The sequence below is a fragment of the Streptomyces sp. NPDC004610 genome, from assembly GCF_040609715.1.
In the GTDB taxonomy this organism is placed as follows: Bacteria; Actinomycetota; Actinomycetes; order Streptomycetales; family Streptomycetaceae; genus Streptomyces.
On the sequence record NZ_JBEXLA010000031.1, the window covers coordinates 84,970 to 97,737 of the forward strand.

Below are 12,768 nucleotides of genomic sequence, written 5' to 3' on the forward strand. Positions count from 1 at the left end.
TTTCGTGGGATGTCAGGCGGGACGGTGACTCGGCTGGTCACAGGGGTGCCGCCTGCCGTGACGGGGTTCAGCGGCAGCGGCCCGTTCCAGACCCAGCCCGGCGTCGATCTCGCCCCGGCTGTACGCCCGTTCGGCCGCGAGGGAGCGGGCCCGCTGGAACAGGTCGGTGGCCTGCCGGGCGTGACCGCGACGCAGCGCGCTGTCGCCGAGCCGCAGCAGTGTCTCCACGGCCTCCGTCCACAGGCCGAGTTCCTCGGCGACGAGGAGCCCCTCCCGGTGCAGCCGCTCCGCACGCTCGGGATCGCCGTCGCGTTCCGCCACGAGCGCCAGGGCGCGGGTGGCCCGGAGCTGTCCCCAACGGTCCCCGATCTGCTGGAAGAGGGCGGCGCCCAGTTCCGCGCGGGACGCGCCCCGGGCCGGGTCGAGGGCGACCAGCTCGACCAGGGCGGCTGCCTCGCCCCACCGGTCCCCGGCCTCACGCGCACCGGCCAGGCTCGCCGTCAGCAGACGATGGGCCGCGTCGTGGTGCCCGTGGGCGGCCCAGCCGCCGCCGATGAACCAGCCGAGCCGGGCCCGCAGCACCGGATCGCCGATGCCCACCGTGGGATCCGCGCCGGGCGGGAGCGGAGCCGTGCCGGTCGGCGCGGCCGTCCGCAGCTCGATTCCGGTGAGCCAGGTCCGGGCGGTGAGGCGTGCGGTTGAGTGAGTGGAGGCCGCCTCGGCGTCGATGGCCAGCGCCGACAGCAGTGAGCGCCGGGCCTCGGTGAGGCGGCCCCGCAGGAACCAGTACCAGGCCATCGCGTTCACCAGCCGCAGCGCCTGCCCGCCGGTGCGGCCGGTGACCGCGAGGTCCAGCGCGCGGCGCAGGTTGTTGGTCTCCGCGTCCAGGCGCTCCAGACAGCTCCGCTGGTCCGGGCCGCGCAGCACCTCGTTCTGCCGCTCGGCCAGCTCGATGTGACACCGTACGAACCGTGTCTGGACGGTGGTTGTCTCGCCCGCCTCGGTGAGGCGTTCGGCGCCGTAGGCGGCCACTGATTCGAGCAGCCGGAACCGGCCCGCCGCACGCACCACCAGGGAGCGGTCCACCAGCCGGGACAGCACGTCGGAGATCCGCTCGGCGGGCAGATCCGGGCCCGCGCAGACGGCCTCGGCGGAGGTCAGGGTGCAGCCGTCGGCGTGCACGGTCAGCCGCCGCAGCACCGCCCGCTCGTCCGGGCCCAGCAACTGCCAGCTCCAGTCGAGCATGCTCCGCAGCGTCCGCTGCCGGGCGGGCAGGCCCCGCATCCGGACCTCCGGGGGGAACCGGCTCTCCAGACCGCGGGCCAGCTCGTCCGGGCTCAGCGTCCGCAGCCGTGGGGCCACGAGTTCCAGCGCGAGCGGAATGCCGTCCAGCCTGCGGCAGATGGCGGAGACCGCCGCCGCGTTGCCGTCGTCGAGGACGAAGCCGGGCACCGCGGCCGACGCCCGCTGCACGAACAGTTCCACCGCGCTGGAGCGGGCCGCCGCCCCGGCGCCGGTGCCCTCCGGCAGCGCCAGCGGGGGCACCGGGTGCACCACCTCACCGGGAAGGTCCAGGGCCTCCTGGCTGGTGACCAGCAGCCGTCCCGCGGGCACCGACGCGAGCACCCTCCCGGCGAAGGCGGCGACCTGCTCGATCAGATGCTCACCGTTGTCCAGCAGGATCAGCAGCCGCTTCGGCGCCACCGCCTGGCACAGCCAGCCCACCAGGTCGTCCAGATCCGGTTCCGACGCCGCGGTGTCGCACAGCCCGAGGGTGGTGATGACTCGTTCGGCGATGTCGTCGGAGGTGGCGGTGGCGGCCAGACCGGCCAGCTCGACCAGCCACACCCCGTCGGGGAACCGATCGGCCGACGCACGGGCCGCGGCCGTCGCCAGCCGGGTCTTCCCGACTCCGCCGAGACCGGTGAGGGTGACCAGGCGGGTGCCCGCGTCGGGGCCGAGCAGCGCCCGGACCCGGCCCAGCGCCTCGCGCCGCCCGACCAGCGGGGTGAGCGGGGCGGGCAGATTGGAACGGCAGGACGGTGACTCGACGGTGGGCGGTGCGAGATGCGGCTCCTGGCGCAGGATCGCCCCGTGCAGCGCGACGGCACCCGGTCCGGGCGCCAGCCCCAGCTCCTCGTCCAGCGCGCGCCGCAACTCCTGGAAGCTCCGCAGCGCATCGCCCTGCCGTCCGGCCCGGTACAGCGCGCGCATGTGCGCCATCCGCAGCCGTTCGCGCAGCGGATACCGCGCCACCAGCTCGCCCAGCTCCCCGGTGAGCGCCAGATGCTCGCCCAGCGTCAGCCGTACCTCGGCCCGGTCCTCCAGCACCGTCAGCCGCAGCTCCTCCAGCCGCGCGATCTCACCATGGGTGAAGAGGGACTCCGCGACATCGGCGTAGGCCGGGCCCCGCCACAGCGCGAGCGCGTCGCCCAGCAGATCCCCTCGCACCGCGGGATCCCCATGGGCGCGGGCCTGTGCGGCGAGGTCCTCGAAACGCAGGGCGTCGAGCGAGCCGTCCGCCAGCACCAGCCGGTAACCGGCGGGCTCGCGGACCACCCGCTCCCGGCCCAGTACGCGGCGCAGCTGGGAGATCTTGGTCTGGAGGGCGTTGACCGACCCGGCCGGTGCGTCGCCCGCCCACAGGTCGTCGATCAGCCGGTCCGCCGGTACCGGGCCGCCCCCGTGGAGCAGCAGATTCGCCAGCAGGGCCCGGACCTTCGCCTCGGGGACCTTGACGGGCAGCCCCTCGGCATCCCACACGGCCAGCGGCCCGAGCACCCCGTAACGCATCATCGCAGTCTAGTCCTGGGCCACCATCAGGAAATCGTGCGCGCCGCCGGGCAGGGTCACGCGGTATGTTCCCGAACCCGAAACGTGGGGGAGTGCGATGAGCGCCGCCTCGGCCCCCGCCTCCGCCGGTCCCCGGGAGTGGGGCGGGCTGGCCGTCCTCTCCCTGCCCACCGTGCTGCTCGGCCTCGATGTCACCGTCCTCTATCTCGCCCTGCCCTCCCTCGCCGACGAGCTACGCCCCAGCAGCACCGAAGCCCTGTGGATCATGGACGCCTACGGGTTCCTGATCGCCGGCTTCCTCATCACCATGGGCACGCTGGGTGACCGGATCGGCCGCCGCAAGCTGCTGCTCATCGGCGCCGCCGCCTTCGGAGCGGTCTCGGTGGTGGCCGCCTACTCCGACAGCACCGCACTGCTCATCGCCGCGCGGGCGGCCCTCGGGATCGCCGGGGCCACCCTGATGCCGTCCACGCTGGCCCTCATCACCAACATGTTCGCCGCCCCGCGCCAGCGCTCCCTGGCGATCGGGGTGTGGGCGACCTCCTTCGCGCTCGGCATGGCTCTCGGGCCGGTGGTCGGCGGTCTGATGCTGGACCGGTTCTGGTGGGGCTCGGCGTTTCTGCTCGCCGTCCCCGTCGCGCTCGTCCTGCTGGTGGCCGCGCCGCTGCTGATCCCCGAGTACCGTGCCCCGCGCACCGGGCGCTTCGACCTGCTCAGCGTGGGCCTGTCGCTCCTCGCGATCCTGCCGCTGGTCTACGCGGTGAAGCGCGTCGCCAAGGACGGACCGGAGCCCTTCACCCTGCTCGCCGCGGCGGCCGGAGCGCTGTTCGCGATGCTGTTCGTCCGGCGTCAGCGCGGCCTCACCAACCCCCTGCTGGACATGCGGCTGTTCAGCGACCGGACGTTCAGCGCCGCGCTGGGTGTCCTGCTCGTCGGGCTGGTGGGCGTGGGCGGCGCGATGCTGCTGATCACCCAGCAACTCCAGTTCGTGGAGAACATGACCCCCGTCGAGGCGGGCCTGTGGATGGGGCCGCCCGCGCTGATGATGTTCCTCGCCGCGATCGGGGCGCCGGTGGTCGCCCGCCGGGTCCCGCCGGGCATCGTGGTGGCCGCCACCCTCGCGCTCTCCACACTCGGCTACGCGCTGCTCACCCAGGTCGACGCGGCGGGCGGCCTCGCCCTGATCGTGACCGGCTTCGGGCTGGTCTACCTCGGGCTCGGGGCGCTCGCCTCCCTCGGCACGGACCTGGTGGTCGGGGCCGCGCCACCGGAGAAGGCCGGCTCCGCCTCCGCCATGTCGGAGACCGTGCAGGAACTGGGCCTCGCCCTGGGCGTGGCCATCCTCGGCAGCGTGGCCACCGCCGTCTACCGGAGCGGGGTGGGCGACGAGATCCCCGCCGACACCCCCGCCGACGCTGCCGAAGCCCCGACCGACAGCCTCGCGGGCGCGTCCGCCGCGTCGGACCGGCTGCCCGCCGACTTCCTCGACCGGGCCGAGGAAGCGGCCACGTCCGGACTGAACACGGCGATGCTGACGGCCGCGATCGGGACGCTGCTGCTCTCCTTCCTCTCGGCGGTCGTGCTGCGGCACATCGGCACCAGCGGGCCCGTACCCGGAACCGAGCCTGCCGAGGACGTCCCGGCGGACCGGTGACCCTGGAGATCCCCGGACGTGCCGAGGACGTCCCGGTGGACCGGTGACCCTGGAGATCCCTGGTCGTGCCGAGGACGTCCCGGCGGACCGTGACCCTAGAGATCCCCGGACGGGCCGTTCCACACGGCGCGCAGCACCGCGAAGGTGTCGTCCGGGCCGGGAGACCGGCTCCAGGACCGGGTGCGGAGGGTGTGCAGACGTCCGTACCGGAGGGCGAAGCGTGGCAGCCGGACGCCGAACTCGGCGGTGAGGGCCTCGAGGGTGCGGCGCTCGCCGCTCCGTCCCTTCGGGGGTTCGCCGGGCACGAAGAACTGTTCCGGGGTGAGGGCGCCCGGGGTACCCCGAGTGGTGACCACATCTCCCCGGACGGTGAACCCGTACACCTCCTCGCCGTTCTCGGCGACCGACAGCTGGAAGAGGGTCGGCCGGTGACCGTCATGGGGTTCGCTCCACACCGTCACCGCGCGGGTGCCCAGGGACGCCTGGGTGCCCGGCGAGACGAACCGCCGCTCGTCGAAGGACAGTGTCGGTCTCGCGTCGAAGACGAAGCTCCAGCCGGGCCCCGCGCGGCCGACGGCGGTCACCGGTCGGTCCGCCCAGGGCTGGGTGTCCTCGCCGCGGGGAGACGAGACACGCTCCCACGACGTCGTCGGCCGCCCCAGGTCCTGACTGTCCTCGGCGCCGATACGGCCGGGCAGTTCGGCGGGGTCCACGTTCTCCACGAGGACGAAGCGGTACGACTCCGGGGCGTTGTGCGGGTCCTTCTCCGTGAGCCAGGCCAGGCCCGGCGGGTCCTGGTCGGCCACCGGAGCCGGGCGGTCACCCCGCTGTCCGGCCCGGGGCGTGGCCAGCAGTTCCCGGCCCCGCTCCGGGGTGAGCACGGTGCCGAGCAACGGGTCGGCAAGCAGACCGACCGGAGCGAGATGGTCCGGGCCGAGCGGGCGCCACTCGGGCAGCGCGGCACGCAAGGTGCGCCAGGCGGCGTCCATGTCGCCCCAGCGGGCCTGCTCCCGCGCCTCCTCCACAGCCCGCCCGAACGGGCCTTCGGCGGTGTAGCGGAAGACACCCTCCCGCAGCTGCCGTTCGATCTCCGCCACCGTCTCGCGCACCGGATCGGGGGCGCCCGGCAGATGGAGACCGGGCGCCCCGGCGCGGCGGTGGTACCGCAGATGCTCGGCCACCACCAGCGGCAGCAGCTCAGGCGCGTACAGCGGGTCGGTCGTGAGGCGGCGGAAGGACACCGCGGAGGTTTCCCCGAGCAGCAGCCCGATCTGTTCCCGCAGCCAACCGGCACGGGGCCTCCCGTACGAGCCCGCCTCCGCGAGGGTGGCCGAGGCGGATTCAAGGCGTCCGGCCAGCGCCTCCAGCCGGGCGCTCTCGACGGAGGCGTCCAGCGCGCGGGTGGTCGCGTTGGCGAACACCCTTCCCTCGCGCTCACAGCGGTCCGGCTCCAGACAGTGGAACTCCCGGTACATCGCCTCCATGAACACACCGAAGGACGCGTACCGCTCCGGTGGGCTCGCACGCCAGGGCGCCCAGGAGTACACCGCCCACTCACCCGTCCCGTCCACGTCCCCCGGATCCAGGAGGACGGTGAGCGCGTCCGACTCCACGTCCAGCTGGAGCGCCCGTGTCCACAATCCGGCGAGCAGGTCGTCCTCCGGGGTCGGATCGTCACCGACATCCCCGGGGAAGTACTCGGACAGGCCCCTCGCGTCCTCGTGCCACCCGACCTGCTCGGTCCCGGCCAGCAGCCACAGAAAGCCGCCCGCGTGCCGCCACCCGTCGCTCACCGCCAAAAACGCCCGGTACGAGGGCGACAGCCGACACCCCAACCGGGCCTCCAGGGCGAGGATCCGCTCCTCGGAGGCGGGCGGAAACCCGAGCCCGCCCGCGGGCCAGGCATCCCCGTCACCCGCGCCCTGCCCCTCCGGCAGATCGCTCGCCTCCTGAGCGCCCATCCACTCCTGGTTCCACCGCACCAGAAGAGCCCGCCACCAGCTCTCGGTCATCTCCGTCATGGCTACGATCCTGACAGGCGCCACTGACAACGCCCCTTGCGCGGCGGGCGGGCAACGCCCGCGCGGTAGGGCCCGGTTCTCGGGCCGGGTGCGCGGGCTGCCGTCACCGGACGCTCAGTTCGTGCAGGTCACCGAGAACGGCACGGCGTTGGAGGTGGTGGCGTCGGGTTGCCGGACCTCCACGCCGATCCGGCTGTCCAGGGTCCCGGCGCCGGAGTACGCCGTCAGACGGACGGTGTTCTCTCCCGTCCCGGTGCCGTCCGCCGCCGCGTCGAGGGCCAGGACACGCCAGCCGGGGTCGACGACGGAACCGTCCTCGGAGACCCAGCGGTAGGAGACCTGGGTCGGTTCGGGTGCCGTGAAGGTGACGGTGAAGGTGGGAGCGAGGTCGGCGGGGGGTGCGCAGGTGCCGGTGTAGGTGGTGTGGGTGCCGGTGACGGCTGCGACCGTGCCGTTCTCCGGTGCGGTCTCGGGGTTGTCGTCATCGGTGTGTTGGACCAGGGCGTAGGTCGCCGCGGCGGCCAGCAGGAGGGCGGCGGTGGTGATGAGGGAGAGGACGCGGAGGCGGGGGGAGCGGGCTGGGGCGGGGGCAGGTGGGGGGAGGGGGGTGCGGGCGGTGGTCGCTTCTCGCGCAGTTCCCCGCGCGCCCGAAGGCGTTGTCTCCGAGGCGCCTTGAGCCGTGCTGCCGTCCTGTGTCATGGGCCTCTGTGCCATGGGCCCCCGTGCCTTGGGCCCCTGTGCCGGGGCGTCCGGTGTGATGGTGGCGTGTGCCGTGTCGCCGCGCGTCGCCTCGTCGTCGCCGCTCGGGGGCGTGGGCAGGTCGTCCAGCGTCGGTGCGTCCGTGAGCAGAGGAGCGCTGGTCGTCGTCCCCTCGCTGGCTGTCTCGCGCAGGGCCCGCGCCAGTTGCTCGGCGGGGAGCCGTTCCGCCGGGTTCTTGCGCAGGAGGCCCTCGATGACCGGGGCGAGGGGGCCCGCCCGGCGGGGCGCGGGGAGGTCGGAGTCGACCACGGCGCGCAGGGTGTCCAGCGGTGTCGCGCGACGGAACGGCGAAACGCCCTCGACCGCCGTGTAGAGGAGAACGCCCAGCGACCACAGATCGGACTCGGGGCCGGACGGACGGCCGAGCGCCCGCTCGGGGGGCAGATACTCGGGGGAGCCGACGAGTTCGCCGGTGAGCGTGAGCTGTGTGCTGCCCTCGACCATCGCGATACCGAAGTCGCTGAGCACCACCCGGCCGTCGTCCGCGAGCAGCACATTGGCCGGTTTCACATCACGGTGCTCGACACCGACCGCGTGCGCCGCGCGCAGTGCGCTGAGCACCTCGGCGCCGACATGAGCCGCTCGCGACGGGGTGATCGGCCCCTGCGACCGCAGGAGTTCACCGAGCGAGCGGCCCCGGACCAGCTCCATGACGATCCAGGGACGGCCGTCGTCCATGGCCACGTCGTGGACGGTCACCACGGTCGGGTCGCTGATCCGCGCCGCCGCCCACGCCTCCCGCTCCAGCCGCCGGTACATCCGGTCGAGGTTCGGCCCGGTCAGACCGGCGGGCGGCCGGACCTCCTTGACCGCGATCTCCCGGAGCAGCTTCTCGTCGCGGGCCCGCCACACCGTGCCCATACCGCCCTCGCCGAGCCGGGAGAGGAGCCGGTAGCGCCCGGCGACCAACCGCCCCTCGTGAGGGGCCACCGGTGATCCGCAGTCCGGTACCCCGAACACCGTCCGGGCCACCTGAGTCTCCTGGGTCCCCTCGGCGTACTGCGTCCCCAGGGTCCCCAAGGTCTCCTGAGTCCCCTGGCGCTCATCGGCCCCATCAGCCCCGTAGGCCCCATGGGTCCCCTCGGCCCCCTGGCTCCCCTGCGTTCCCCGCGTCCCCGGGGCTCCCGGTCGCGCTCCCGGCGGGCTCTGCTCGTCCTGGTCGTGCATCGGGACGGGTCTCCTCGTGTCGTGGCCTGCTCCGGCGGGGCGGGCGACGCCCTCCGTCCGAACAAGTACGTCGCGCGGGCACCCACGGTTCGTTCCACTCTGTGGCAGTTCCGTAACTACGCGATCGGGCAACGAATCCGTCCCGAACTCCCCACCGGCTCACGCCGGTCGAAACCGAACGGGCCCGGCGTACGTGTTCTGCGTGTACGGGACTGGACGTGGCCGCCGACCGGCCACGACGATGAGCCGGTCCCCTGCACGAGCAGCACATCATGAGCAGCACACCAGCAGCAGGTATCGGTCGAAAGGCGTGTGGAGTGCCATCCGTCATCGTTGGGCGCACGGGTCCCTTCTCCGGACAGAGCGTGGTACTGGGCAGCGCTCCCCTCACCTTCGGGCGCAAGAGCGACAACGGCGTGGTGATCGTGAGCCAGCGGGCGTCGCGGCTGCACGCCGAGATCGTCACCGAGGACGGCCGGCACATCCTCTACGACCGTGACAGCAGGAACGGCACCTTCGTCAACGACGAACGGATCACCCGGCACGTCCTGCGCCCCAACGACTGCATCCGCATCGGCGAGGAGACCTTCCTCTACGAGGCCCAGGACGCCCTGGAGACGGTCATGGACCTCTCCCTGCTGGACGTCCCGAGGGTGGACGTGTCGGACCCCGGGGTGCTGCGGGTCACCGTGAGCGGCGGGGGGCCGGTGGGGCTGGCGTTCGCGCTGTCGCTGGAGGAGATGCTGCGCGGCCGGGTCGCGATCACCGTCCATGACGGGCGCTGGACCCGCGAGGGCGCCACCGTCGTGTGGAAGGGCGAGGCCGACGGCAACGTACGCCGTCAGCAGGTCGTGACCGTGCAGTCCCGGCAGTATCTGGCGCTGCCGGAGGAGGTGCGGGGCACGCTGTTCGCGGACGGCGCGGCCTTCTCCGAGATGTGGCCCGTCGGGCCCGACTCCGTCGACGGCAGGCCGCCCCGCAACATCCGCATCGCCTATATCGAGGACCGGTTGCTGGCGCTGGCCGGGCGACGGCCGGCGATCCGGCTGGTGCCCCGGCGCTTCGACCCGGAGGAGCCGGGGCGCCTCGCCCAGCAGCACATCCTGGTGATCTGCGAGGGCGGACGCTCGCGCACCCGGGAGCACTTCGCCGACCGGTTCGGCACCGCCGACGCCTCGATCTACTCCCTCGACGGCGAGCATCTCCAGGACCTCGTGCTCGGTCTGAGGGTGAAGTCGCGGCTGCCCGACCCGATGAGCGTGCTCCTCACCGTCTCCCAGAACCGGTTCCTGCTCAACTCGCTGCGCGGCGAGGGCTTTCTGAACATGCGGCTGACCCGGGAGGAGGCCAAGAGCGTCATCGGTATCGACCCGGTCCGCCATGTCTTCGAGGAGTGCGTCGCGGCCCGGCCCTGCCTGATGACCCGGGAGGAGGGCAACGAGTTCCGCTGCCCCACCCACGGCACCCTGTTCCTGCCCGCCCTGCTGCGCGGCTCCCCGCTCTGGAAGGAGATCCTCCAGGGACTCAACCTCTTCGACGTCCCCGAGGACGATCTGACCGCGATCACCTCGTTCCGCCTGGACATGGTCCAGCGCCCCCGCTTCACCGCGCAGCTCACCCGCCCCACCGCCACCGCGCCGGGCACGTACGGCTTCCTGCTCGGCGACGCCGCCAACGCCATCCACTTCTGGCCCGGCCGCGGCCTCAACAGCGGTCTGGCGTCCGCCACCTCGCTGGCCCGCTCGCTCAGCCGCGCCTGGCGCGGCAAGCCCCTGCGGGACGCCGACTTCATCCGCCACGAGGCGGCCATGTCCATGCTCCAGTACCGGCACAAGAGCCGCGCCTGGAACGCCATGGTCACCACCGACGAACACGGTGTCACCCGCGCCATCAAGGACATCATCGCCCGCGCCGCGGGGACCTCCGGTACGCAGTCCCCGGGCGTCCCTCCCTCCGGCGGCACGTCGGCCCCGCCGACCCCGTCGGCCACCGGCCCCGGCGACGCCCTCGACGCGCTCCTCGACCGCATGACCGGCATCCGCGAACGCCTCGCCCCGCGCCTGCCCGGCATGCCCTCGGACGCCGAACTGCGCACCCACCTCGCGACCGTCGCCCCCGCCACCCTGCGCACCCTGCGCGAGAGCGGCGCCTGGGACACCCTGATCGTCGGCGGCGAGGAAGCCGACATCGACCTCTTCTACCGCGACGACGGCCCGGTCTACGTCCCCCGCACCACCGACCCCCGCACCACGGCGCCGCCCACCGGGGTGCCGCGCGAGGCGATGTCCCTGAACCCCTACGACGCCCGGCCACCGCGGACGACGTAGCGGCACCTGCTCGCCGCCTTCCCCGGCTCCTCACCCGGACAGCACGCTCCCCCCGTCTCCTGGACAGAACACCCCAGTCCTGGAAAGAACGCTCCACTGGTAATGTCCGAGGCGTGAAGAGGAAGCCGTCGAACGGTGAGCGGGGCCCGGTGGAGGATGCGGGTGAGTTGGTCGCCACCCGTGAGCGCATCGTCCGGGCGGCCTCGCGGCTGATGCAGCGCCAGGGCTACGACGGTACGGGCATCAAGCAGATCTCGGTCGAGTCCGGGGCGACGCTCAGTTCGGTGTATCACTTCTTCCCGGGCGGCAAACAGGAACTGGCCGTGGCGGCGATCCACCGCGGCGACCTGGAGTTCATCGACGAACTGCGCGCCGCGTTCGAGCAGTGCGACGACCCGGCCGACGCGATGGTGCTCCTCTCCCACAGGCTCGCGGACGGCCTGCGCGCCTCGGACTGGAACGACGGCTGCCCCATCACGACCACCGCGCTGGGCACCGTGGGCCGCCTTCCCGACCTTCAGGCAGCGGTGTCCGCCGTGTTCGGGCGCTGGCACGCCCTGATCTTCGAGCGGATGCGCGGGGCGGGGATCGGCGAGGAGGACGCGCGGGCCCTGGCCCACACCGTGATCAGCACGCTCGAAGGCGCCGAGCTGACCGCCCAGATGACGCGGAGCAGTGCCCCGCTGGAGGCCGCGGGGAGTCATCTCGCCCGCCTGATCGTGGGTCTGCGCGCGGAGGCGGCGGCGGGCGGTCGCTGACCGGGTGGGCCGTGGCCGCACCACACCCGGCATCCGCTACGCACACCGGATGCGGTCAGGCGGCGGGCTTCTTGAAGGTCTCGAACAGGCTGGTGAAGCTGTCGGCCGCATGCCCCGCGGCGATCCCCCGGCGGAAGATCTCCAGGACCGCGCCGGGCAGGGTGGCGTCGACGCCCGCGTCCTCGGCCGTGCGTACCACGTGGTCGACGCTGGCCACGCCCATGGCCAGCCGGTCGACATCGCCGGGATGCAGACCGGCGTCGATGCGCGGGGTGTAGAAATCGAAGAAGTCGGTCATCGAGCCGACCGTGTCGGAGAGGTAGGGCCCCAGCACCCGCGCGCTGATCCCATGGGCGTCGGCCACCGCGAGCGCGTGGAGATAGGCGAGGGCGGTGGTCCAGAAGAGATCCAGCTGAAGCTGGTAGTACAGCGCCGCCAGGCCGGGGTCCTCACCCTTGTAGTCGGTCGCGGTGAGCACCTCCAGCGTCTCCTTGACGGCGTCGAAGACAGGGCGGGGCCCGCTGTAGAAGGTGAACGACTCCGGCTGCCCGATCCCGGTGGGCGATGCCTGCACACCTCCGGTGAGGTACTCGGCGCCGTGGCCGACGGCCCACGCGGCTGCCTCCCGCGACCTTTGCGGGGTGTCCGAGCTGAGATTGACGAGCGTCCTGCCCGCCAACGCGTCCGTGGCGTCGTCCAGGACGGTGTACATCGCGTCGTGGTCCGTCAGGCTGAGGATGACCACCTCACCGGCCGACACCGCCTGCGCCGGGGTGGCCGCCTGCGCGGCGCCCCTCGCCACCAGGGCCTCGCCCCGGCTCGCGGTCCGGTTCCACACGGTCACCGGGTGGCCGTGATCGAGGAAGGCACCGGCCATGGCATGCCCCATCGGTCCCAGCCCGATGACGGTGATCGGCTGCTTCTGCATCAAGACCCCTCATTCGCTTCCGCATTGGATTGATCGCTCCATCTAGACGGCACACTAGCAGGAGGAGTGGAGCGAACGCTCTAATTAGTCGATCCGTGCGCGGGCGTCCTCGTCGCGGGGGCGGCAGGCCGAAGGCCGGTTGCTGTGACAGGCACTGGAGCAGCCGCGGCACCGCAGCCAACTTCCCGCTCTCCCAGCCCGCCCCAGTTCACCCGGCCCTCCCCACCCTCTCCGCCTGATGGCCCCGGCCCGGTTCGCCGCGGCTCCCTCTCCCCGGAACCGATCCCCTTCCTGAGGGAAGGTCCGAAACCGACGTCATCTGACCGGCTGGCCGCTTTCCGCCTGGACGTCCGACCGTGAG

At 72.9% G+C, this 12,768-nt stretch carries 7 protein-coding genes; 3 read left to right on the top strand and 4 right to left on the bottom strand.

The features are described 5' to 3' along the window. Window positions 1-12: 12 nt before the first annotated feature. Complete coding sequence (locus ABZX40_RS29825) at window positions 13-2,796, bottom strand: BTAD domain-containing putative transcriptional regulator (protein WP_355744548.1); 2,784 nt, start codon at window positions 2,794-2,796, stop codon at window positions 13-15. 94 nt (window positions 2,797-2,890) lie between these two features. Here ABZX40_RS29825 and ABZX40_RS29830 point away from each other — a divergent pair, with 94 nt between their 5' ends. Further along, on the top strand, window positions 2,891-4,447 hold the full coding sequence (locus ABZX40_RS29830; protein ID WP_355744545.1) for an MFS transporter: 1,557 nt from the start codon (window positions 2,891-2,893) through the stop codon (window positions 4,445-4,447). Window positions 4,448-4,542: 95 nt separating this feature from the next. On the opposite strand, the gene ABZX40_RS29835 is transcribed toward ABZX40_RS29830, so the two are convergent. Together ABZX40_RS29835 and ABZX40_RS29840 are read right to left on the bottom strand one after the other, a co-directional pair. Then, entirely contained in the window at window positions 4,543-6,468 is a 1,926-nt protein-coding gene (locus ABZX40_RS29835; RefSeq protein ID WP_355744542.1) for an SMI1/KNR4 family protein, read from the bottom strand. Window positions 6,469-6,582: 114 nt separating this feature from the next. Continuing rightward, window positions 6,583-8,157, bottom strand: a complete 1,575-nt coding sequence (locus tag ABZX40_RS29840; protein WP_355744539.1) for a serine/threonine-protein kinase — start codon at window positions 8,155-8,157, stop codon at window positions 6,583-6,585. Between the two features lie 509 nt (window positions 8,158-8,666). Here ABZX40_RS29840 and ABZX40_RS29845 point away from each other — a divergent pair. Further along, the gene (locus tag ABZX40_RS29845; protein WP_355744536.1) at window positions 8,667-10,721 is read left to right on the top strand and encodes an FHA domain-containing protein; all 2,055 of its coding nucleotides are present in this window, start codon (window positions 8,667-8,669) and stop codon (window positions 10,719-10,721) included. 113 nt (window positions 10,722-10,834) lie between these two features. Continuing rightward, window positions 10,835-11,479: a TetR/AcrR family transcriptional regulator gene (locus ABZX40_RS29850; protein WP_355744533.1), complete on the top strand. Its 645-nt coding sequence runs from the start codon at window positions 10,835-10,837 to the stop codon at window positions 11,477-11,479. A 55-nt stretch (window positions 11,480-11,534) separates the two neighbouring features. On the opposite strand, the gene ABZX40_RS29855 is transcribed toward ABZX40_RS29850, so the two are convergent. Next, window positions 11,535-12,407 carry an NAD(P)-binding domain-containing protein gene (locus ABZX40_RS29855; protein ID WP_355744530.1) on the bottom strand — a complete coding sequence of 291 codons (873 nt, stop codon included), beginning with the start codon at window positions 12,405-12,407 and terminating at the stop codon, window positions 11,535-11,537. Window positions 12,408-12,768: the final 361 nt, after the last annotated feature.

What these genes read in the sequence shown, in the direction of transcription:
- ABZX40_RS29825 (WP_355744548.1), bottom strand. Translation starts at nt 2,796, where the DNA reads ATGATGCGTTACGGGGTGCTCGGGCCGCTGGCCGTGTGGGATGCCGAG.
- ABZX40_RS29830 (WP_355744545.1), top strand. Translation starts at nt 2,891, where the DNA reads ATGAGCGCCGCCTCGGCCCCCGCCTCCGCCGGTCCCCGGGAGTGGGGC.
- ABZX40_RS29835 (WP_355744542.1), bottom strand. Translation starts at nt 6,468, where the DNA reads ATGACGGAGATGACCGAGAGCTGGTGGCGGGCTCTTCTGGTGCGGTGG.
- ABZX40_RS29845 (WP_355744536.1), top strand. Translation starts at nt 8,667, where the DNA reads ATGAGCAGCACACCAGCAGCAGGTATCGGTCGAAAGGCGTGTGGAGTG.
- ABZX40_RS29855 (WP_355744530.1), bottom strand. Translation starts at nt 12,407, where the DNA reads ATGCAGAAGCAGCCGATCACCGTCATCGGGCTGGGACCGATGGGGCAT.